Annotated in this window: 18 protein-coding genes; 4 read left to right on the top strand and 14 right to left on the bottom strand. The window is 50.2% G+C overall.

The window, feature by feature from the left end; all coding sequences use genetic code 11:
• Positions 1-5 precede the first annotated feature (5 nt).
• Positions 6-1,148 (bottom strand): glycosyltransferase family 4 protein, encoded by a 1,143-nt coding sequence (locus AC0YNS_RS07275; RefSeq protein WP_475780353.1) that lies wholly within the window; start codon positions 1,146-1,148, stop codon positions 6-8.
• A gap of 379 nt (positions 1,149-1,527) precedes the next feature.
• Here AC0YNS_RS07275 and AC0YNS_RS07270 point away from each other — a divergent pair, with 379 nt between their 5' ends.
• The gene (locus tag AC0YNS_RS07270; RefSeq protein ID WP_475780352.1) at positions 1,528-2,715 is read left to right on the top strand and encodes a GGDEF domain-containing protein; all 1,188 of its coding nucleotides are present in this window, start codon (positions 1,528-1,530) and stop codon (positions 2,713-2,715) included.
• Positions 2,716-2,800: 85 nt separating this feature from the next.
• Here the strand turns inward: AC0YNS_RS07270 and queC are convergent, their stop codons facing one another.
• The 8 genes from queC to fdhA all read right to left on the bottom strand — a co-directional run bounded on the left by queC (position 2,801) and on the right by fdhA (position 9,642).
• Positions 2,801-3,493 carry a 7-cyano-7-deazaguanine synthase QueC gene (gene queC, locus AC0YNS_RS07265; RefSeq protein WP_475780351.1) on the bottom strand — a complete coding sequence of 231 codons (693 nt, stop codon included), beginning with the start codon at positions 3,491-3,493 and terminating at the stop codon, positions 2,801-2,803.
• A gap of 5 nt (positions 3,494-3,498) precedes the next feature.
• Complete coding sequence (locus AC0YNS_RS07260; protein WP_475780350.1) at positions 3,499-4,212, bottom strand: 7-carboxy-7-deazaguanine synthase QueE; 714 nt, start codon at positions 4,210-4,212, stop codon at positions 3,499-3,501.
• Entirely contained in the window at positions 4,202-4,684 is a 483-nt protein-coding gene (gene queD / locus AC0YNS_RS07255; protein WP_475780349.1) for a 6-carboxytetrahydropterin synthase QueD, read from the bottom strand. Before queD ends, AC0YNS_RS07260 begins: the two co-directional genes overlap by 11 nt.
• A gap of 81 nt (positions 4,685-4,765) precedes the next feature.
• Positions 4,766-5,569 (bottom strand): PhzF family phenazine biosynthesis protein, encoded by an 804-nt coding sequence (locus AC0YNS_RS07250; RefSeq protein WP_475780348.1) that lies wholly within the window; start codon positions 5,567-5,569, stop codon positions 4,766-4,768.
• A gap of 53 nt (positions 5,570-5,622) precedes the next feature.
• Positions 5,623-6,564 (bottom strand): DMT family transporter, encoded by a 942-nt coding sequence (locus tag AC0YNS_RS07245; protein ID WP_475780347.1) that lies wholly within the window; start codon positions 6,562-6,564, stop codon positions 5,623-5,625.
• Positions 6,565-6,616: 52 nt separating this feature from the next.
• Complete coding sequence (locus tag AC0YNS_RS07240) at positions 6,617-7,069, bottom strand: GyrI-like domain-containing protein (protein WP_090977979.1); 453 nt, start codon at positions 7,067-7,069, stop codon at positions 6,617-6,619.
• Positions 7,070-7,239: 170 nt separating this feature from the next.
• Complete coding sequence (locus tag AC0YNS_RS07235) at positions 7,240-8,232, bottom strand: eCIS core domain-containing protein (protein WP_475780346.1); 993 nt, start codon at positions 8,230-8,232, stop codon at positions 7,240-7,242.
• Between the two features lie 192 nt (positions 8,233-8,424).
• Positions 8,425-9,642, bottom strand: coding sequence for a formaldehyde dehydrogenase, glutathione-independent (fdhA, locus tag AC0YNS_RS07230; RefSeq protein WP_475780345.1), 1,218 nt, complete (start codon positions 9,640-9,642; stop codon positions 8,425-8,427).
• A 194-nt stretch (positions 9,643-9,836) separates the two neighbouring features.
• Between fdhA and AC0YNS_RS07225 the strand changes: the two genes are divergently transcribed.
• Positions 9,837-10,460 (top strand): class I SAM-dependent methyltransferase, encoded by a 624-nt coding sequence (locus tag AC0YNS_RS07225; RefSeq protein ID WP_475780344.1) that lies wholly within the window; start codon positions 9,837-9,839, stop codon positions 10,458-10,460.
• A 58-nt stretch (positions 10,461-10,518) separates the two neighbouring features.
• On the opposite strand, the gene AC0YNS_RS07220 is transcribed toward AC0YNS_RS07225, so the two are convergent.
• From AC0YNS_RS07220 to AC0YNS_RS07210, 3 genes are read right to left on the bottom strand one after another with little or no spacing between them, the layout of a single operon-like run.
• On the bottom strand, positions 10,519-13,554 hold the full coding sequence (locus AC0YNS_RS07220; protein WP_475780343.1) for a HEAT repeat domain-containing protein: 3,036 nt from the start codon (positions 13,552-13,554) through the stop codon (positions 10,519-10,521).
• Positions 13,555-13,591: 37 nt separating this feature from the next.
• Positions 13,592-14,122, bottom strand: coding sequence for a GNAT family N-acetyltransferase (locus AC0YNS_RS07215; protein WP_475780342.1), 531 nt, complete (start codon positions 14,120-14,122; stop codon positions 13,592-13,594).
• Positions 14,123-14,142: 20 nt separating this feature from the next.
• Complete coding sequence (locus AC0YNS_RS07210; RefSeq protein WP_475780341.1) at positions 14,143-16,824, bottom strand: adenylate/guanylate cyclase domain-containing protein; 2,682 nt, start codon at positions 16,822-16,824, stop codon at positions 14,143-14,145.
• 306 nt (positions 16,825-17,130) lie between these two features.
• Here AC0YNS_RS07210 and AC0YNS_RS07205 point away from each other — a divergent pair, with 306 nt between their 5' ends.
• Together AC0YNS_RS07205 and AC0YNS_RS07200 are read left to right on the top strand one after the other, a co-directional pair.
• Positions 17,131-17,517, top strand: coding sequence for a DUF4280 domain-containing protein (locus tag AC0YNS_RS07205; protein ID WP_475780340.1), 387 nt, complete (start codon positions 17,131-17,133; stop codon positions 17,515-17,517).
• A gap of 5 nt (positions 17,518-17,522) precedes the next feature.
• Positions 17,523-19,457, top strand: a complete 1,935-nt coding sequence (locus tag AC0YNS_RS07200; protein ID WP_475780339.1) for an MORN repeat-containing protein — start codon at positions 17,523-17,525, stop codon at positions 19,455-19,457.
• 99 nt (positions 19,458-19,556) lie between these two features.
• On the opposite strand, the gene AC0YNS_RS07195 is transcribed toward AC0YNS_RS07200, so the two are convergent.
• Positions 19,557-21,245 (bottom strand): hypothetical protein, encoded by a 1,689-nt coding sequence (locus tag AC0YNS_RS07195; protein WP_475780338.1) that lies wholly within the window; start codon positions 21,243-21,245, stop codon positions 19,557-19,559.
• Between the two features lie 49 nt (positions 21,246-21,294).
• Positions 21,295-23,361, bottom strand: coding sequence for a phage tail protein (locus AC0YNS_RS07190; protein WP_475780337.1), 2,067 nt, complete (start codon positions 23,359-23,361; stop codon positions 21,295-21,297).
• Between the last annotated feature and the right edge of the window lie 70 nt (positions 23,362-23,431).

Below are 23,431 nucleotides of genomic sequence, written 5' to 3'. Positions count from 1 at the left end.
ACTCCCTATTCTGCCCTGTCCGCTTCCGGATTTATTTCCGTATACACTTGCTTCAATTGAGCGATTACCCGCTGTAAGGAGTACACGCGTTTCGCTTTATTCCACGCCGCCCGGGCCATATTGTAGCGGAAATCCTGATCGGATACGACCTTCTCAAGCGCGTTCGCGAGCGCTGTCGGATTCTCCGGCTCCACCAAGAGACCGTTGATTCCATCGTCGATCTGCTCGGCAATACCGCCTACATTCGTACCGACCAAAGCCAACCAGCATAACGCTGCCTCAGCGAATACGGAGCCGAATGCTTCCGCTCGTGATGGCAGTACGAAGACATCGAAGAAAGGCATAAACTCTTCCGGGTGCAGCATGTAGCCATAGAAGATAATATCATCATACAAGTTTAACTTCTGTGCAAGCTGCTCCAGCTCAAGTCTGCTTGGTCCATCGCCGATAATATGAAGGACGAAGTTCTGTCCGCGCGCTTTCAGCTGGGCACAGGCATGAAGCAGAATATCCAGCCCTTTTGCAGGAACAAGGCGACATACCGTAATCAGTTGTACGACCTCGTTCTCATGGGAAATCGGTTTAAACCGTTTCTCATCAAACCCGTTCGGAATGACCTGAATGCGATCGGCATCGTTCACATAAGGCCGCATATAGCTGCGGAATGCTTCGGAAGGCGTCAGAATCCGATCCGCTTTCAGCTCAAGCTCCCTGTAGATCGAGGTTAAGAAACGATGCTCCATGCCGCCTTCAATGATTTTGCCATTCAGAATCAGCTCACGTTCGTAACTGGAATGAATCGTCATGACTAGCGGTGTATCCGGGTAAAGCTGTTTCATCACCAGCGCCGGAATAGGATGATGAGCATGAATGAGATCATACGATTTCTGAATGCGCAGCTTCGTCCACCAAACGTAATCGCGGTAGGTTTGCAAATATTTATCGATAATGGGATTACCCTCGTAGTTGCTAATATCGAATGTTTCGAACGTAACTGGCTCTTGGCCTTTGCCCCTAACCCGTTTCGGAAGGGAGAATAACTCCATCGGCCAGCCGATTTTATTAAATCGTTCTTGAATGTAAGGAACCATTGAGGACACGCCGCCCGGTTGCTCCGGAGGGAAAAACAATGCCTGCAAAATGTTCATGTGCAAAGCCTCCTCAATCAAAACTTGCATGATTACGACCTATCGTAAAAGGCCAATTATCCACGTTCATTGGGCCTCTCTACTTTACCATATTTCATTGTATGCTTCCATGTACGACAACGTTGCATGAGCACAAATGTCAGCATACCCTCTCGGAGGCAATATGTAAATCTATTCATACAAAGATGCCAAATAACCCACTTCTTAGTTGGGAAGTAGGATCCGAGTTGAGGCGGTTATAATAAAAAGCCTTGAATTGCATGGCTCTTTTACTTAGAATATAGAGTATAACAGAACATACGTTTCTGTAGTGCAGTGTTAGGTTCCCTTCACGCCGTACATACTTCCTGCGTTTACACTCTTCTTAGGTGGTCTTAACATGACGATTCTTCAGTGGCTTGCCGGTACGACCGGACAAATTTTTGCATCTGCTTGTGTAATGACCATACTCGTTCTCATGCTGTTTATGGCAGTCAAGCTTTATAAGAGTTACAGACGCAACCGTACCTACTTCATTCTAATAATCGTGCTTCCGATTGTGATTATCCAGAACGGCGCACTCATTGGCCTGTCTTTCCCTGGTCGAATGAGCTCCTATTACTCAGACTTAGCGCAATCATTTGTCAGCCTGCTCTCCTTTATTATTATTAACTTTGTTTTCATGAAATTGTATACCGGACCTAGCACAAGATTGAAAGGCATGCCTTTCCTGCTCATGTTTATCGGGCTGATCCTTGTAACCGGTGCCCAGATTTCGCTCTCACCTGAAACCAGTACCGCGCAAGCACAGCTGCTGGCGGTTGACTTTTATGGACTCATTCTTAACTTCATCATTTTGCTAAATTTAAGAGGCATCGATCAACGCTTCAACTATTCAGCCAGCCTGATCGTTTACTTCATCTATCAGCTGTCTGATTTGGCAGACGGCTATGTATTTCACGGGAAAGTCCCGATGCTTGTCATTCTGAGCCACTTGCTCCCTGTCATCTATTATTCGCTTCTTTTCCTGCTCTTGTTCGAATGGGTGCTGGAACGGTTGTTGATGACCTTTCAATCTTCGATTACGGACGGCTTAACGAGCTTGTACAATCGTCGCCATTTCACTAAGAAAGCCGAGCAGCTGCTTCGGGATACGAAACGGATCGCGATTATTTTCTGTGATATCGACAACTTCAAGAAACTTAATGATACCCAAGGACATCATAAAGCCGACGGCGTCCTTAAACAGGTCGCAGAAATAGTAAGGGACGAAACAGCAAGCATCGGTACGGCCGGCCGCTATGGCGGTGAAGAACTGCTCGGTCTGGTCGCTGCGCCTAACGTGAAGCCGGAGGTCGTGGCCGAAACCATTCGCAGCCGGGTAGAGAAAGAGACGATGGTCACAATCAGCATCGGCGTAAGCGCAAGTCGAGAAGGCGCATCCATTGCAGAGATTGTAAGTCAAGCCGATGAAGCGATGTACCAATCGAAGACGACCGGTAAGAACAAAGTGACCCTCCACTCCTCCATGCGTCAACGGACACGGAGTTCGGATGATACCGCCAAACGAAGCTCACAGCAGGCTTAACCTTGTTCAGCTCGGAATTTTCGCATAATAAAAGAAGACAGTTCACGCGGTAGGATTCTCCCTGCTCGCATGAACTGTCTTTTTATTAGGATTTATAAGGAATTGGATCTGTTGTTCCGGCTTCGGCAAAACCCTTCAAACGCAGTCGGCAGCTGTCGCACTCGCCACATGCCTCTGGTTCTCCGTTATAGCATGACGTTGTCAGGTTATAAGGAACGCCCATACGCATACCTTCTGCTACGATGCCGGCTTTCGTTAGATGTATAAGAGGCGTCTCGATTGAGATCGGCTTGCCTTCCACACCTACTTTAGTTGCGATTGCAATAACCTCTTCCACCTTCGCGATGAATTCTGGACGGCAATCCGGGTATCCGCTGTAATCCAGCGCATTTACGCCAATATAGATCGCCTCAGCTCCAACGCTCTCTGCGAACGACGTAGCAATCGACAAGAACAACAAGTTACGTCCCGGTACATATGTAACCGGAATTTCGCCGACTTCATCGGGTACCGGATCTGCTCCCATCTTCGGCACTTCGATCGAATCATCCGTCAGTGCGCTTCCACCAAAATCACGCAAGAAACCTAACTCAATGATTTTGAAGCGTTCGCTTACATCGTAAAACTCAGCAACCGCGCGCGCATTGTTCAGCTCCATAATATGGCGCTGTCCGTAGTTAAACGTGATCGGGTATAGTTCGTAACCTGCTTCTTTGGCATAACCCATGCAAGTCGTACTATCCAGACCGCCGCTCAAAATAATAACCGCTTTCTTCATAACCCTTACACACCTCTCTTAGCCGGATCCCAAATGATCTTGTGCAGCTGTAAGTTCAGCTTCACCCCTGTTAGTCCGCTAGCGAGCAGCTTCTCCACCAGCTTAGCCGGAGGCATGCTCTCCCACACGGGACTAAAGAGCGCAAGCGCAGCTGTCGGATATTCCTTCAGCGTTTGCACAGCAGCATCAAAGTCACGATCCGTTGCAATGACAAATTTCACTTCATCCTGCTCCCGCAGCAATGCGAAGTTATCATGCAGCATCGCCGCATTCTCCCCCGAATCCGGAAGCTTATAATCCATAATGTATCTAGCCTTCGAAGAATGGATATCCCGAAGGAACGGTGCAAGATCAATTGCCCCGTTTGTTTCCACATGTACGTCTTTAATCCGCTCGATATCACATAACGCCTGCAGCAGCGCTGCTGAACGACTGCCGTACAGAAGCGGCTCGCCCCCGGTCATGCAAATATATTCGGCTTTATATTGCTGCTCCACTTGGGACACAATATCTTCAATCGTCATTGTAAATTCTGCCTCTGCCGGTGGATAGCTGTACTTCGTATCGCACCAAACACAGCGCAAATTACAGCCAAACAGACGTACAAAAACGGTCGGAAACCCGGCACGTGTGCCTTCGCCTTCGACCGTTTCGAAAATTTCCACCATCGGAAGCCGAATGGAGCGCCCCTCAGTCGGCGCTGTATCCTTATCCGGCATTCTCGTCCGCCTCCATCATGTCGCGTGTTACAGCCGCATAGCTCGTCGGTGTTTCCCATAAGCGAATCTCTTCGATGCGGATATTCGGGTAATGCCCTTCCTCCAGAAGCGCATCGTGGATTTGCTCATAAATCCAAACGACCATATTCTCTGCCGTCGTATTCATCGGAGGCAGCACTTCGTTCAAATAGCGATGATCGAGCTTATCGATTACCCGCTCTTTGGCAATCCGTTTCATATCGGCAAAATCGATGGTCAGTCCGCGATGATCGGTCTTCCCGGACATAATCGTTTGAAGCTTATAAGTATGGCCGTGCAGGCTTTTGCACTTGCCTTCATATAAATGCAAATGATGCGCACTATCAAATGTAAATTCCTTGGAAACGATCACCCGTCGGTTATGATATCGGAGCTGATTCTCCTGAATATCTTCGCCGAACTGCTCGATATGTTTCGGAATCTCGTAAGTCACGTTCCACACCTTCCCCTTTATGCAATTGCAATATGCAATTATAGCACAAGTTGCGGCTTGTATCTAGATAGGGATTTCTACCTACTGACCTGTAAGCTGCCCCTTCACTACGGTTACCGACTGACCGGACAACAGAACTCGATCATTCTCGAGCTCGATGTACAGCTCGCCTCCTCTTGGAGATGCCTGATAAGCCATGAAAGCAGACTGACGCAAGCGTCGCTGCCAATAAGGTGCAAGCGCGCAATGAGCCGAACCGGTAACAGGATCCTCATTGCATCCGGATGCCGGATAGAAACAGCGTGATACGAAATCATAATCGCCCGGCTTCCCCGTTCCTTTGCTCGTCACGATAATCCCTCTTGCTTCTACCTTTGCCAGCATTGCATAATCAGGCTTTAATGTCTGCACGGTTTGGACGCTGTCGACCTCCACCAAATAATCCATGCGGTTCTTCCCGACATACCTTGGAATTAAACCTAACCCTTGTATGAGTTCTTCCGGCGCTTTCATCGGCTCTGCGGGCTCTGATGGGAGATTCAGCCTAATACCATCCTCTGTCCGTTCCGCGGTGAGCAGACCGCTGCGTGTATGGAAGGAGGCTGTACAATCTAGTAGGAGATGATTATTCTCCCATAAGAAATGAGCGCTGGCCATCGTGGCGTGACCGCACAGATCCACTTCTACCGTCGGTGTAAACCAACGGAGATCGTAGCTTCCATCCTCTCTCTGCTGCAAGAACGCAGTCTCGGACAAATTCATCTCCGCAGCCACGTCTTGCATCCACTGCTCATCACGTGCCTCAGCAAGCAGGCAAACGGCAGCCGGGTTGCCACGGAATGGTACGGATGTAAAAGCATCTATAATCGAAATCGGAATGGACATCGTAATAATCACCTCTTCGCCATAATGTTCGAGTCATCACACATTAAACCTATTCAAGCTTGATCCGCCTTCACTACGCGTTTACGCCGGTTCACGATGACAATCCCTGCGGAAACGAGCGCCAAAGCGCCTATTACTGCAGCGGACAGCGGTTCGCTAAGGAACATGGCAGATTGCAGCACGCCGAATACAGGAATGAGGAATAGGTACATCGAGACGCTGCCAACACTGTTGTATTTCATAACATTATTCCAGAGCATGAATGCCAGCGCAGATACGAGTGCCAGATGAAGAAGCATGAGCAGTGCGATTCCGTCAAAACGAAAAGGTGCCAAGCCCGACTGCCATGCTCCGATGACGGTAAGCACAATCCCTCCGACGAGCATTTGATACCCGTTAATGTACGGGATGCTATATGAAGCCGCAGCGCGTTTGGAAAGTAAATTCGCAATCGCATTAAACAGTGTTGCCGCAATTAGCAGCACTTCACCTAACGAGAAGTGCAGCCCGCCGTTTCCGTCATGCTTGGATAAGCCCAGCACAAGAAGTCCCAAGAAGCCGACTAGAAGCCCAAGGCCTTTGGTTCCGTTGATACGGTCATTTTTATATAGGAAATGCGCTAATGCAATTTGGAAGAATGAAATCGTCCCGGCAATGACTGCACCTACGACGCCTGCGCTCTTCGATAATCCCGCATAGAAGAAAATGTACTGCAGAACCGTTTGGAACAACGCAATCGACGCGACCATGCCGCCGCTGCCCCGCTGATAACGAAGCGTCTCCTTCCGTATCAGCATGTAAGCCAGAATAAGCAGACCTGCCAATGTGAAGCGGTAGCCTGCGAATAAAATTTGTTCCAGCGTGTCATGCGATTCGATGCCTAGCCTTGCGTAACTCAGTTTAATAAACGGATAAGAGCTTCCCCAGAGCAAAGTTGCGCTGACGGAAGCTCCAATTATGCCTAACGGGTGGGTGAAAAATTTGGCTGCTGTCATGATTGATTCTAGTTCTCCTTTATACGGTGCAGGCAGCCAGTTGAACGAAGCTTTATTGTTCTACAATGGGAATCAGCAGTTCGACCTGCTCCTCCTCCAAGTGTTCATCAATATAAAAGATTTCAAGGGATACGGCATTTTCCCTCTTCAACAGCTTCTCCTCGTTCATCCAAGCCGATAGCTGCTCGTAGCCTTCACCGATGCGTTTATTTGTACATGCTGCCATGGCGTAGGTGCGCTGCGGGATTGTAAACTGCACCATGCCGTCCGGCACTTGACTCAGATGGGGGACTTCAAAACATGCCCAATACGTCGCAAATACTTCGTTGCCGAAATATGGACTGTACAGCACGGTTGTCTTTACTTCGCCTTCGATTTCATGCTTTCTGGAGAGAAACTCGCTTTGCAGATGAATCGCTTCATCCGGAAACGATGAATATGGACCGCAGTAGCTGATTCCGACCATGTTTAAGGCAGGTTTCGTAACTAAAGTGCAATTATGCATCGCGAATGACCTCCCACAAAGTGTAGTGACGCTTTTAGGTTGACCCGTAATCAGTTTACCATGTCCACGGGTTTGTTTGGTAACTATTTATTGCCTTTCTTACGGATATATGACAAGAAAAAAGCAAACTTTCCTAAGCGGAATAGTTTGCTTTACACTTTCGTAACCGATTAGTTCTGTTGGACGATATGGGTAAGCTCATGGCTGAGAAGTTGGAGCCCGCTTGCCGTACCCGGTTTGTACTCGCCTTGACGGAAGAAGATGTCATTGCCGGTTGTAAAAGCTCTGGCGCCGACCTTCTTCGCAAGATCATCCGCCGCATTATCGGTGTGAATCGAAACCTTGCTGAAATCAGCTCCGAAAGAATCCTCAAGCTGCTGGCGCAGACGATCCGGCAATGGCTGTCCCTTACCGCGAAGATCGTTGATCGTTTCCTCAACTCCCGGACTGGCTTCCGCAGGAGCGCCATCCTCTGCTCGCTGAATCACCGAGAACGGATCACGCTTCAGCTGCAGCTCTTCTTCCTCCGACTCGCCTTGCTCCTCGCGCTGAATCGCTCCGGCGCTGTCAGCCTTCAGCTGCAGCTCTTCCTCCTCCGACTCGCCTTGCTCCTCGCGCTGAATCGCCCCGGCGCTATCCGCCTTCAGCTGCAGCTCTTCTTCCTCCGACTCGCCTTGCTCCTCGCGCTGAATCGCCCCGGCACTGTCCGCCTTCAGCTGCAGCTCTTCCTCCTCCGACTCGCCTTGCTCCTCGCGCTGAATCGCCCCGGCGCTGTCCGCCTTCAGCTGAAGCTCTTCCTCCTCCGACTCGCCTTGCTCCTCTGTCCGCTGTGCAGTGGAATCGCTATCCTTCGAATCGGACTGTAAGTCGCTGGCCACGCGAAACGCGACTTGATCCGCTTCCAGCTCGTACGCATCGGTTGGCTGATTGATCGTCATTTTGGCCATGATTGGCTTCCCGCTGCCTGCGGTCAGCTGCTTAGCAGCCGAGTTCCCGATCGACCGCTGCAGCGTATGCATGTCTGATGCCTGAAGCGGCGCTCCACTAGCCAGCGCACGCTGCACAGAAGCCACCGAATTGGATTTGGCACGTTGGGCCGGAGCTTGCTCGTACGTGCTTTTGTCCATTTTACGAATCGATTTGCCTGAACCGAAAGTTCTCACTGAAAGATTGCCTCCCCGAATCCGCTAACAAGCCGCTTTTCTCTTAATATACCATAATCTATAAAAATTTTCGTCATGATTCACTAGATTCTGCAGGCCATCACTACTCTCACGCTCGCATCCCTTCCATGCAAAACAAAAAGCTGCCTCAAAAGTCACAATCAACTCCTGAGGCAGCTTATTCAATTTCGATTAACGACGGACAGAGCCGTGCGGATCGATAACAAACTTCTTGGAAGCACCTTGATCGAATGCCGTGTAAGCGTCCGGAGCTTGATCGAGCGAGATCAATGTCGCGTTAACCGCTTTCGCGATTTGTGCTCTGCCGCTAAGAATCGCTGTCATCAGATCGCGGTTATATTGCATAACCGGCGTTTGACCTGTAACGAATGTATGGGATTTCGCCCAGCCTAGACCGAAACGGATTTTGAGCGTGCCGATTTTAGCATCCTCATCCACCGCGCCTGGGTCGCCAGTTACATACAAACCCGGAATACCCAGTCTACCGCCGGCACGCGTCACTTCCATGATGGAGTTCAGTACGGTTGCCGGTGCTTCACCATGCGATTTACCGTGGCCGTGCGCTTCGAAGCCTACGCAGTCAACGGCGCAATCCACTTCAGGTGAACCAAGAATTTGATCGATTTGTTCAGCCAAATTCGCATGCTCACGCAAATTGACCGTTTCGCAGCCGAAGCTTCTCGCTTGAGCAAGACGCTCACTGTTCAGATCGCCCACGATAACAACAGCTGCGCCAAGCAATTGTGCGGAGTGAGCCGCTGCAAGGCCGACAGGACCAGCGCCTGCGATATAAACCGTGGAGCCCGGCTTCACGCCTGCACTGACAGCACCGTGGTATCCAGTTGGGAAGATGTCAGAGAGCATTGTCAGATCAAGGATTTTCTCCATAGCGCGCTCTTTGTCCGGGAATTTCAGCAATTGGAAGTCCGCATAAGGCACCATAACGTATTCCGATTGGCCGCCAACCCAGCCGCCCATATCTACGTAGCCGTAAGCCGAGCCCGGACGATCCGGATTCACGTTCGAACATACGTTAGTGTTGCGTTCTTTACAGTTGCGGCAGCGTCCGCAGGCAATATTGAAAGGCACGGATACGAGATCGCCCTTCTTGATAAACTCTACGTCGCGGCCGACTTCAATTACTTCACCCGTAATTTCATGACCCAGCACGAGACCGCTCGGTGCTGTTGTACGACCGCGCACCATGTGCTGGTCACTTCCGCATATGTTAGTAGTAATTACTTTAAGGATGACGCCGTGCTCACATTTTCTGCCGACATTAAGCGGATTAACACCGGGGCCGTCACGCAAAACCAGATCAGGATACGAAATATCCCGTACTTCAACTTTACCGGATTCTACATACACTACTGCACGATTTCCTGCCATTCGTCAGCCTCTCCTCTTATCCTGGAATAAATAATCAGAAAATTATCACCCTACCATTGTAATCGCTTGCAGATTGAAAAGCTATGCTTATTCTCCTGTCTTTTACAATCCGCTTCTAGTGTCCAATTTCTACAATCCCATTTCATAGGATATACTGTTCCTGAAGGCAGCTTTCATAGTGAAGGAGTTTGGATATGACCGAAATTTGGGAATCAAGTTTTGTACAAAATCAACTAATGTGGGGATTTGAGCCTGCAGATTCAGCAATCGTAACCAAAGACTTTTTCCTTGCGAACAAGGTAAAAGATATATTAATACCCGGCATCGGTTATGGTAGAAACGCCAAGGTTTTTATAGACAACGGGATTCATGTAACAGGAATTGAAATCTCCCAAACTGCGATTGATCTGGCACGACAGGAAGGGCTCGATATTGCTATTTTTCATGGATCCGTAACCGAGATGCCGTTTGATAACAAGCGCTATGACGGAATATTCAGCTATGCATTGATTCACCTATTGAATAAACAGGAGAGAGCCAAGTTTATTCAAGACTGCTATAATCAGCTAAAGCCCGGCGGTTATATGATCTTTACTGCGATTTCGAAGGACGCCCCCATGTTCGGAAAAGGCAAACAGCTGGATAAAGACTATTACGAAATCGTCGAAGGCATGAAAATGTTTTTTTATGATGCGGACTCCATTCAACAAGAATTCGGACATGTCGGACGGTTAGAAATCTCCGAAATCGTAGAGCCGCATAAGAACATGGAAGGTAAACCACCTTTCTCGTTCCTCATGATCAAATGTCATAAATAACGAACAAAAAGGGAACTTCAGCAAGTTCCCTTCACGTTCCGTTCTATATCCTGCTCAATCAGCCTGATCGAGCGATCATATTCTCAAGCATTCGCACGCGAGCGAGCGAGGCTTTCAGCAAGCCCATTCCAATTTCCGGATGAAGCCGAATGAGCTTGGCCATTTCATCGCCCAGCAATGTCAGGATGCGAACTTCTCCTGCAGATCGAGCCGTCGTTGTAGCTGTCGTTGCATCGATGGCCGAGGTTTCGCCGAAAACATCCTTTGGACCAAGCTCGGCAATGATGCCGTTCTTCCTGCCTGATGCGAGCAGCTGTACCGAACCGTCTACGATTACGCCCAGCTTGTTGTTGACCTCCCCGCTTGCTACCAAACGAGTACCGCTCGGATGTTGTTCTTCCACCGCAATGCCGGCAATATAACCAAGCTCCTCCAATGAAAGATCACTAAAGAACGGGACTTGCTTCAGAAATACGACTTTGTCCAGCATCCCCATTAACGCCAGTTGTCCACTCAATGATCCGTTCTCCTCTCGTTGCAGCGCATCGGAAGCGAGCAGCTGCAGCCACATATCCTGTAAACCGGCCGCTGCCCGCAGCACCTGAACGGCTTGTTCATAAGGCAAGTCAGCATGTGGAGCGCTCCAGCCTTCGAACAAAGCGAGCAGTGCGACGGTCAACCGCTTGTCCGCCGATCCTTCCGCCAACGCTTCAAGCCCGCTCTCTCTGACTTCCTCGTCCTCATCTTCAATCGCTCTGCGAACCGCATTCACTACGTCACCTTCAGCGGTACGTTCCATGACGGCCCATACGCCATCCAGCAGGAACGCCTTGTGTTCAGTCAATCGCATCCGTGCCAACTCAGCTCTCGTGCTCAGCTCCATCGTGTACAAGGCCGCCTCAATATCGCGACTCTTCCAAAGTTCATCCAGTTTCACCAGAGCAGCGCCTAACAAGACGGACTGCGATTCTGCTTCTTCCAGAAGGGCAGCAAGCGCGCGGATTGCAGCACTCCATACCTTCGGCTGTGCTTGCTGCAAGACATTCTTGAGCGGCACTACAGCCCCGCTTCCCATAGCGATGAAAGCTTCTATCGTCACTTCGTATAAAGCCGGCTCTGCCCACTCCAACTGCTCAAGCAGCCACGGAATAGCGTCGACATGCCGCAGCTTCCCCATACAAGCAATGGCTTCAGCCCGGACAGCAGGGTCGGTATGGCCAAGCAGCTGCTCGACATCCGGAAGAAAACTGTACATTTCCAGCTCGGCAATAACCCGGCAGATATAGACGGTCTGTTCCCCGCCTTCTTTCAAGTACCGTTGAATGACCTCATAACAGGCTTCGAAACTTTGCTCATTTTGCAAATAATAGAGTGCTTTGACCGCTTCCGCTACAACCTTCGGGCTCGAATCCAGCAACTTCAGCCTGACAAAATATACGGCTTGATGCCGCATATGATCGGCTCTGCCTAGTAAACGGACGCCGGCAGCTCTTACCTCAAAGTCGGGATCCTCCAGGAAAGAGGCTACCTTGACAAGCGCTTGGAGCTCTGCCCGCTCGAGGTTCATCGCCCTTAGCGAAGCAATACGAATACGAGCGCTGCGATCATCTACAAGTGCCAGCAGCTTCGGAAGATACGTATCGTCGCCCGTTCGGCCTATCATCCCAAGTGCGACCTCGCGGGCATAGTCGTTGCTGTTCGCCAGCAATTGATCCAGCATAAGCGGCGATTTGTTCTCACGCATATACTCATCGAAGGCGAGCGCGAGATCCTGCCTCGTATCCGACATCGTCTGAACACTGCGAATCAGTTCGCGTATATATAAGGATTTGCCGATGTAGGTTAGCAGCACAAGCAGTACAGCCCCGCCTCCTCCAACCCAGGCAAGCAGCCTTAAACTAAACCCAAGCTCAGCATGCAGCGACTGCAGGAGTGCACCAATCAGAATACCCAGTGAAGCCGCAACACCTTGCGCGATATAGCGGTATCCATCTCGTTGAAGCATCGGCAGCAGCTTGAAGAACAGCTGATTGGCAGGCTCCGCGAAATAATAGAGTAACAGGTAAAGGAACATATACCCGATCGACAACGAGTAGAGAATGAACGATGTGCCGAAGGTAGCCGCTGCTGCCACGAAACCACAAGTAAATATAATGGCGATCGCAGGCAGCATATTGCTTTGTCCAAGCCATGCCATTAAGCGATTCGAGACCAGCTGGAGCAGCAAGGCAATCGTAAACAGCAGCGTTGTAACTAGTCCAAAGAAAGACGCAAACTCCGATTCCGTCTTATAGATCGTACGAGTAACGTTCAGAAATATATATTCCATTAAGAAATACAAGGCTGGCATCAGCGTCATAATGCCGATAGCTACCAGCAAATAAGGCGTGGTGAAGGAGCGTCTGAAATAATCGCCGGACGACAATCCGCCTTCTGCAGCACCTGATGCGACACTCCGCTCTTGCTTCAGCGTCAGCGGCACAAGATAGTGTGCAATAGATTTCCAGTAGTTCACTCCGCCAGCAAGAAGAAACAGCGGTGCTAACATATAGACAGCGTCTGCTCCAAGCCATTTACTCACAACCTGTGCAAGCACCCCTGCAGCAATACCGCCAAGCGCGGCAGAGGAAACAAATACGGGCATCAGCCGTTTCGCTTGCTGCGTCGGACACAGATCTACCGCGAGACTCCAGAGCAGAATCGTTTGTTGCCTTACAACGAAGCTAGAACTAAGGAAGAGAAACGGATAGTACGCCCTCGGACTGATATCTAAGCCGTTAAACAGCAGCAATGCGACCGCATTAACGCATATAATGACGCCCATGATGGCAAAGAGCGCGCGCATGAGCTGCGGTTTGGTAAGACGATTCGTCAGCCAGGACATAAACCAAGCCTCAAGCGGCATGATAACCGCTTCCGCTCCGTACACATATGGCAAATATTCACTTCCGAAGCGCTGGTTAAACAAGGTCATATATCCGTTATAGTTCAGCAGTTCCGAAATCCCGCACAGAAAAAAAACAGGCGCCATCATGGCCAGCTTTCGCCGATCCTCGAATTTGACGCCGATCCATCGTAGTATCATTGCATTCATCGTTTAAGCACCATTTTACTTCTGGATTTGTTAGTGATCATGATCCGATAATTTCCTCATAACGTACGCTGCTCAGCTTTAAGCTGTAGATTAACCGGTCTTCGCCTTCAAAATAATAATCAGGACAACGGCCGGCCAATGTAAACCCTTGACGCTCAAACAATCTGCGCACCGGCTTGTAGGCATCCGTATCGCATGTATACGTCAATACGTAACGAGCTGCCCTGGAACGCAGCACTTCGATCATGTCGGTCAGCAGGAGAGACGCGATGCCATGATTGCGGTACTTCTTATGGACAACGAGATAATCCAAGTAGTACCCGCCGGTCTGTTGTTCATTTTGCAAATACCCGATAACGCCAATGATGTCGTTCTGCTCATTTTGAACAAAACGGTATTCATAATCCGATGTCAGCGCATTGAGCGGGTTGGTCAGATAATGCTGGATTTCACCGGGCGTGTGGTTGTCATCGTCGAATGAGTCATCCGACAGAAAGAACGAGCTGATTCCCCTTGCTTCTGCTTCCAGCTTGAGCGGTCGCACCTGAAAGATCGTTTGTCGCATCATTCGTTAATCCTCCCTTTGCCTTATGAAACGGCTAACGTGCCGTTCCAATCGACAGCAGTGCCCCTTTGGAAATACTCATCGCATAGATAGAAGTACAGCTTGGCTGTTTTGTCGAGTCGGTTCCACTTGATTACTTCAACGAAGGTTTCCCGTGCGTCGAAGAAGCGGCCTTCTTGGTAAAGCTGAATGCCTCGCTCGAACAGCTTCTTTGTCTTGTCCTTACCAGAGCGCAGTGCCTCCGTATCGCCTTCATAAACATCGTAAAGCTCGATCGGATCTTGATTGCCTTCGATATGAACGCGTCCCAGCCAGCGGAATTGGAACCGTTCCGGCGCTTCCATCGACTCCAAGGCGGATCGCGTCACAAGAATGGAAACACCCAGCGTCTCGGAAAGCTCCTCCAAACGCGAGGTCAGCGTCACATCGTCCGAAATGACATTGCTCTCCATCTTCGTCTCTTCGCCGATGATCCCGAGCATGAGCGGCCCTTTATGAATCGCAATCCCAATTTCGACCGGAATATAATTCACTTTGGCTCTGTGACCGTTATAGACGAGTAATTCTTTACGAATGGCAATCGCCGCTTTAATAGCATCTTCTGTTCGACTCGGGAACAAGGTCATGAAACCGGCACCCAGATAGTTACTGATTAGACCGTTCTCCTTGCGTACCAGTGGTCCAAATCGACTTAAGAAGGAGTTCATGAAATTGAAATTCTCTTTGGGCGTGAGCCCCTTGGACATTTCATAGAATTGTCTAAGCTTGGTCACCATGACAACCATGTTCTGTTGAACCTGATCACCGAGATGCACATCGAGAATGCCTCTTTTACCCAAATACTTAAATACCTGCTGTGGCACGAAGCGGAAAGATGCCTCGCTGAATGCGGTAATGTCGCTGATATATTGACGAATATGGCGTACCATGAGATTAAACTGCTCACCGAGGTCAGCCACCTCATCGCGTGAGCGAATATGGACTTCTGCGTCCCAATTGCCATTCGTGATATCTGTAACACTCTTGCGCAGCTTCCTTAAGGACGCTAGCAGGAAGTAGGACGATAGCATGAACACGAATAGGATGAGCACCGTGATGATCGTGATATTTTTGAAAATCGTTTGGTTAATCGTCGCATTCTCCGCTCGCAGGACGTTCAGATCGCGGCCTGTCTCATAAATACCGACAATCTCGCCCTTCGAGTTGTACACGGGAGCGATCGCATAGGTCCATTGCCCATTCGCATCTACCCAGCTGCCGCTTATTACCTGTCCCTGCTCTACGACCGGAAGGTTGTCCTCCGATAACGGAAAAGGCTTAAACATATTAACGCCATCGTCATCATCCGCAATGATATAGAGCTTGCCATTCTCGTATTTGTATACCGTGCTGTATAACCCTCTGCGGTCAATGCTGTTATCATGCTGGAAAAGCACATTCATCCGCTCTTTAATCTCTTGATAGTCAGCGTTCATGAAATCATTCGGTGAGGTCAGCTTCTCTAATCGGTCGCCATCAATGATGTACTTGCCGCTCTGCGCGAGCACGGACAGCTCCCGCTTCATTTCCTCTTCCATTTTGCCGGAGAAGCCGTCGTAGATCGAATTGGACAGCAGCACCATCGAGATCGTAACAAGGGGTACAAAAGCTACCATTTGCTTGAGGAAGAACGAAATGCGACGACGCATGATATGGATGTATACGAGACGTGCCGATGCTACAAGCAGGAGAATGCCCGCTGCCGCAGCCCCCCAGACAAGCCATTGCTGGGTTCGTTCTTGATTGCTGTAATGAAGCTGAGCAAAGGACGGCGTTACTGCCCCGTTGCTGCTCTGTTTCATCATACGGTCTGCCAGCAGCAGCTCACTGCTCCCATCCGCGTGCAGCGTATAATCTGCGATTTCCAAACTCTCTGCTTCCGGAGCTGCGGCGGCTAGTGCTGGTTCTTCCAGCAGCAACGTGATCGGATTCGCTGTGTTTGGCGTAAGCTTCGTCAGCGCGTTAATGGAACGATCGATGAAGAGGATATTCCCATTGCCGTCCAGCTTCAGACGCTCCGGGAAGTTCTTGCGTGTCTTCTCCATGCCTGCAACCGGGTAGAGCGACTTGCTCGTTCCATCCGCTGCTACTTGGTAGATTGCGCCTCGCTTGGTGGTGAAGTAAATCGAGCCTGGTTCCGTTCCATACACCTCGGAGAGGAAACGGTTCGGCGGCAGCTTGAAAGCAAAAGGCTGAGCCCATTTCCCGTTATCAAGTGAAAGCTGCTTCTGCTGAACTTCATTCGATTTGCTTATGTAAAAGGTTAATAGATTGGCTTTAATTTGGAGTGCTCTAAGCTGTCCGATTCGTTTGCTTGTCTGATCGCCCTTCCACACGAAGAGCTGTTTATCGAACTTGCCCTCTGCGGTATAGCGCACGATTTCCTCTGATTCTACATACAAGCCGTATTGATCGAGTACCGTATTGATGGTATAAACTCGGCCCTGATCGTCGACTGCCAATTCGCTGAAGTTACTGCGATTATTACTCGATTGTTTAATTCGGTACTTAAGCTTTCCGTCACGATCAATGGCTTGAATTTGCTGCTTCGCGTCACTAATGACATAGACATCGCCACCGGTTCCCGCCGCAATCGCCGATAAATTCGAAAGTGCAGTCGCATCCTTCGTTGGATTCTGAGTGAGCTCGTTTCGGTGCAGAAACAAGTAAACCGATAATCCTATCAAACAGCATAAAAGTATAGTCAACCATAAACGGGGATAGCTTCTTCTGTTCGAGGATTTACTTGGCCTTTGCAGGTTCATCTGTGGGACGCTCCCTTTCAGAGAGAAAAATAGCGATTTATTACCATACTACTACAAAGTGCGTTCGGAGACATCAAAAAACTGCATATTTTCGCCAAAAACCGACATCTATTATTGAAGCTTTGAAATGCTTTATAGTACTATTAACTAGAGAGAATATAGTGCAGAAGACATGATTGAAAGTCTATCAGACAAAGGGGAACGTTTATGGGTCAGCTTGTTTGTCAAGGCGCTATGCTGCAGTGCTCATTTGGTGTAGCACCTAGCGCACTCAATGTCTTGCCCGCGAATCGGGTTATGACGGCGATGCCGATTGCCAACATTATGGACAATAAGCCAATGGTCAATATTATGCCTTTCGGAATGTGCAGCTCGCTGGCGAATCCGCAGGTCGCGACAGCTACTGCTGCGGCGCTTGGCGCGTTGACGCCTATGCCCTGCATCCCGGTCACGGCAGCCCCTTGGGCGCCTGGCTCTCCGACTGTCTTAATCGCGAATATGCCGGCATTGAACAATTCATCCAAATGTCTGTGCAACTGGGGCGGCATGATTCAAATTACAGTGCCCGGTCAGTTCACAATTCAGGTGCCCTAATGAAGATGCTGGAGCAATTCCTCAAACCTTTTATTAAACCATTCAAGAAACTGTTCATGATCCCCATGAAGTATGCGAAGCAGCTGCCTAAGTTTCTGCTCGTATTCCTAGGTAAATGGGTCAAATCCATCCTCAATCCGGCGGAACAATCGGTCAAAAATTATATTCCGTTCGGCCGCTTCTACATCGCGAAGAAGCTTGTAGTCATCCTTGTTCTTGTCGGACTGGTAATATTCTATTTCGGCTTCATCAAGCCTCCGAAGATACTGAACAAGCTGCTTGCACGCACGCCTAAGATCGAAGCGACAGCAGCAAGCTTGGCCTCCTTCACAGGCACGGCCAAGATCGTTAATGCCGATGGTTCGCTGCTTTACGAGGGCGGAATCGCTGCCGGATTATATGAAGGTACCGGCAAGCTGTATAGCAAGGACGGCAAGCTGCTCTATCAAGGCGACTTTGCCAAAGGGCTCAAGAACGGTATGGGTGAACTGTTCGATCAAGACGGCAAACTGCTCTACCGTGGAACATTTGCACTTGACCAATATGGCGGTCCCGGGACTCTGTTCTTCGGCGATGGAAAGACGCATTATGAAGGTGACTTTGTCGGCGGTAAGTTCGAGGGCAACGGTACACTCTACAACGAGCTTGGCGGCATGCTGTATGCGGGCGGGTTCCTGCAGGGGGCTTATGGAGGCGTTGGCAAATCGTACGATACCGAAGGCGCTGTCGTCTATGACGGCAATTGGGCTAACAATGTATACGAAGGGGCCGGGAAACTGATGCGTCCGGACCAAACCGTGCAGGTTGAAGGCGAATTTAAGAACGGCGCACTATCCGGAGAAGGCACTGAATATTATCCGAATGGGGTCGTGAAATATAAAGGGTCCTTCCAGCTCGGCTTATACAATGGAATTGGGTCCTTGTTCACCGAGAAAGGAACGGTCGCTTACACCGGCGGTTTCAGCAGCGGCGTGAAGCATGGAGACGGACAATCATTCGATATTGCAACGGGAACCGTGCTCTATGCCGGTAAATATAAGAACGGTCGTTATGACGGCGTTGGTGCGCTCAATGATACTGATGGCAATACGGTATACAAGGGATTCTTCCAAGGCGGCCAAATCAACCTAGCCGGTTTCATCAGCCTCACACGTAAGAAGCTGCAGGATGTACTCGGCGAAGCTGATGCTCCGCCGGAAGCAGCTGTTAGTGAAGTCGCTGAAGATGCGGTGTTGGAACCTGCTGTAGAAGAAGAAACCCCACCTGATGACGGTGCCGGTGCTGCTGAAGGCGAGCTTGGCGCAAGCGCAGTTGGCGGTGATTCCAGTGCAGGTAGTGCTGATGGATCAGATGCTGGTGCTGGTGCTGATTCGAAGGCAAGCGACAATAAAGAAGCAACAGGTACTCCTTCTGCAAGTGATGCTAAAGACGCAGTTGGCACCGGCGATACGAAGAAGAATGATGAGAGCGCGAAGGCTGCTGCTGAGGACGATAAATCGAAGCCGGTGAAGACAGCATCCGCCGCGAAGTCGACGACCACGGAGAAAACTACCGCAGAAAAAGCTTCTAATGTAGAGCCTCCTGCTGACGAGCAGCCGACCGTGGATGAAGCGCTTCCTGCCGGCGATGCTGCTGTACCTGCAGGTCCTTCGTTAATGACCTATGCCGCTTACCAGCTGTCGTTCATGCTCGAGCCGGACGAAGCGAATCCCGAAGAGGCCTATGTAGCCGAAGTTAACCTCTGGAACAAGTTCATTATTGCCGAACTTCTAAAACAGGTCCAAGCGTTGAAGATTGCAGGCTCTAAAGAAACCATCGATTCCGACAAATCCATCGTCGTTTATCCGCTTGGCGACTTCTACCTCACTTTTACTTATTTTAAAACAGAGAAAGTACCTGTTCGACTTAGTGTCACGAAATCGATGCTTGTAACCGAATAGAAAAAGGCGGCGCAGCGTTTAATCTCTGCACCGCCTTTTTTCTTTTACCGAAGATTATTAAGTAATGCAGCTAAATCCAGATGGTATCAGCAGGCCAACCTATTTATCCGTCGATGCTGCCGCTTCTTTCATCCCCGATTGAATCACCTTCGCAGCAGTTGTCGCTGCCGATTCGACTACAACAGCCGATTCCGTTCCCGGCAGCTTCTTGAACGCCCACCAGCGCAGCTTGATCGCCGAAGCTTCTGTTGCTTGACCCAGCTTCATCCCGATGCGGAACGTCCCTTTGCTCGGATACACTACTGTTCCGAATGTAACGTTAGGCAGCTGCGACTCGAATTCGCTTCCTTTGAACACATCGGAAGATCCATAGTACACTTGGTCGCTTGCTTGCAGCAGATCAGATGTAATATTAACATCCTTATCCTCGAGGCCGACCATCACATAGAGCTGACCTTCGCCGAGCCCGCTCTCGATCTCGCCTGTAACATAGTTCTTCTGTCCGCGAGAGAAGAAATACAGACCGCTCTTGGCGTTCGGCTCCAGTTCCACCGTTACCGTACCGGTAGCCATCTCATCTTGCAAATGCTGCGGCTGTGGAACGCCAAGCTTGAAGGAGAACTCGCTCCGCTCCGGATTATAGTCCACATCCAGCCGTGGTTCTTGTCCGAACGGCACGGTGAACGCTTCCGAAGAAGTGAAGAACTTGGACAGTTGGTCTTTCGTGCCAAACGCCCCGACACGCTGCAGCAAAGATGGATTATACACATATTCGCCAAAAGGCACACGCTCGACGCCCTCGATCATATAAGTCGGCCCCATCTGAAGCAAGCTGATCTTCGCCAAACAGATGCTTTGCTCAGCAACACCGTCAATCGCTTGATCAAGCGTACGGTCAAAATAGTCACGCATCATCCGCTCAACCACCGGTTCACTAATAATCTCAACTTCATGTGCCGGGTTACTGTCAATCGGAACGCGCAGGTCGCCAATATTGAGGACGATGCTCTGGCTATCGATACGAAGCGAGGCTTTACGCCCATTCGCCCAATTTGCTGCTTTCACGGAATACGTGTATGTATATTCGGTTTCCTGTCCGTCACCCGGCTCCGAGAACGATACCAAACCGTTCTCCAGTCCAACCGGCGTCAAGCCGTCCGCTTCCACTTGATACTCAAGCGAAATACGCGGTGTTTGCAGCGTTTTCTCAACAACAAGCGTTACATCGACTACCGCTTCCTGCCCGGCATACTTTGACATTCGCTGATAGATGCGAACTTGTCCATCCTGATAGATTGGCGCAATGACCTCAGATAGACGAACATGCTCGAAGGATGCAGGATCCGGCGCCTCCTCCTTGATGAACAAACGGTAGCTCTCCAATACGCGATTATATTCGCTGACATCCTCGGAACGAACCGCAGAGTTAGCAATCGCATGTACCGGTTCTTTCCCTTTCTCATCATAAGCCGCGTAGAGATAGACATTCTTCTTATACTCGTTGTTCGTGAATCCTTCGATCATCGACAGCTTCAGCGTCGTCGGCGACGGAATAACGATTTCGCGGCCGGCATAATCGATTGCCACGCCCATCTCCACGGTAATGGATTTGTCGTCCACCGCCACAACATGCATGCCGGACACGACCCCGCTTCCAACAAGAAGCCGATTCAGCAGACGGCGTTTGTCGCCGACATATTTTTGCTCGGATTCGAAATCCCGAACCGTCAGCAGTTTCCCATAGAAATAACGATTCCGTTCAAACGGGTAATATCTGCTTTTTTTCACTCCATCAGCTCCTAATAAAATAGTCGAGGATCATTCGTCTGTTCAAGCTCTATTCCATCTCTGAATCCAAGCCTAAGCGGGTATGCAGATCAAGCCGTCTATCGCGGTCGACATCGACGATGATCGTATCGCTTGGCATCGAACGGTTCGGATCGATTCGCAGCAGCGACGGCTCCGATAACAGGGTATTGACTTCCAGATACGTATGCATATCAAGGTACATCCACGGCTGAAGCACAATCAGATGCGCGTCCGTAAACGCCGGTTTATGTTCATTCAGCATTCGCTCCAGCATGAGCCGCTGTTTCTCTGTATTCGCCTGCTCCGTCGTGACGAGGACGGAGAAGCTGCAAGGATGCATGCCGTATAGTAAATCGGTCAGCTCGCGGAGCTCCGCGGATTCCCGCATCATGCGATATTGAAAATATTCCACTATGTACGGCTTGCTGCCTGTGTAGATCTCGACCATCTTCTCAATGCCTCGGCGGGTACCTCTGTACCGATACAGCTGCGGCGCCTCGCGAATGAATCGGCGTATCTGCTCATCGCTCCAATGCTCATCCACCTCGATGCCAAGCCAGCTGCCCAGCCATTTCAAATACGGTCCTTCCGTCAGCTCGCTGTCCAAGTGACGCGGAATATCTTGAACCTGCGTCTCGATACTATCGAACATCGTGCCGAACAAAGCTAGGAATCGTTCCGTAAAACCGGTCGGATCCTCTTGATAGACAGCTGGCAGATGACTCAGATAGGTGGTGCGAGGAAACACAACTCTCAGCTTGGAGAGGCACGGCGTTTTACGCTCGCTGCCAATCCATTCGATCTTGAGCCACATATACCGGCCTTTGGCATCGAAGAACAGTGCGTCCTTCGGATTGGTTACCGGTGCCGACCAGAACGGCTCCAGCGTTCGCGATTTCTCCAGCATGTCACGGTTCTCATCACGTATGAAATCATCCATCGCCATAAACCTGCCGCCGATGATCATCTGCTTCTGATCCGAGCAGAAGTACGAGATTCGCAGCTGCGTTTCATCCGGGATGTCAGCATCCAGCACCATTTTGTGCCAAACGGTTTCTGCTTCCGTGCTGTCTAGTGCAGTTGTGAGACAGATTCCTTCGAGAGCGCCGGTTTCCATTCGTTCCATCGTCCTTGGCTGCAGCTCGAGCACCGTAACCGTACCTTCTTCGGCGTTCAGAATATACATGCGGTCGCGTGCGTCGAACATCAGCTTGTCTGCTTTGCCCCGGGAGCCCGGCACCTTCGTAATGAATTCCCCGGTTTCGCCGAGGTTCAATACGAACCGATCGTCTTCCCCCTCATCTGCGATATGTCTGGAGTCGCCGATGTAGAGCTGGTTCATCGAATCAACAGCCAGTCCGGCAAATCTCAAGGAGGGAAGAAACATCCGAGAGAGCATTTCCCCTTCGGGAGAGAAGCCGCGCAGCGTATGCGCCTCACTATCAAACACATAAACGCTTCGCTCCTTGGATACAGCAACGTAGAAGCGCTTGTATAAATAGTGCAGCTTCACGGCCGTTGGAAGAACCCATTTCTCCTCCGTTACAATGCCTGCACATTGTCCGTTCCGATCGATCTTCACGATCCCAATACCCGTGCCTGCCGGAACGATCAGGTCCCCTTCCGGATTCCGCTGGACCGCAAGCGGTGTTACCACATAGAAGTGATGGTCATCTGAAGCCGCAGCGATGGGATAGAGCTCGACTCCGTTACATTCGCTTAAGCTCCAGTACGTCTGGGAGTTACCAATTGCATAAGCCGAGCATTGCTGCCGCTCCGGATCCGCCACAAGAAGCGTATCACCGATGACTGCGAGCAACGATCGGATGCCGAACAGTCCATGACCGCTTGGAAACAGCTTCTCGTGATGATGGTATTCCGAGTCATATAACCACACGTCACTGGCCCCATCCAGGACATAAAGTCTGCCGTAAGGCCCGATAACGAACTCGTGGACATCGCGAATGCCGTCTAATTCGTTCAGATGCAGCGTGCTGCGAATGCCGTATTTTTGCGTTTGCGTGATGCGCAGCCCGGCTTCCGTCCATTCCAAGTTAGCCTTGCCGCTTAAAGCCCAGTCACTTTCCTTATTCATTGAGAAAAATAACGTCCCCTGCTCCAGTCCGTCTCCCCCCTTACGTTTCCTAATGTCCTGCTCTGCTCCG

It is taken from the genome of Paenibacillus sp. J22FR21, from assembly GCF_056269135.1.
The sequence above is the reverse complement of the archived record's forward strand: the minus strand, read 5'-3'. Positions and strand labels throughout refer to the sequence as shown.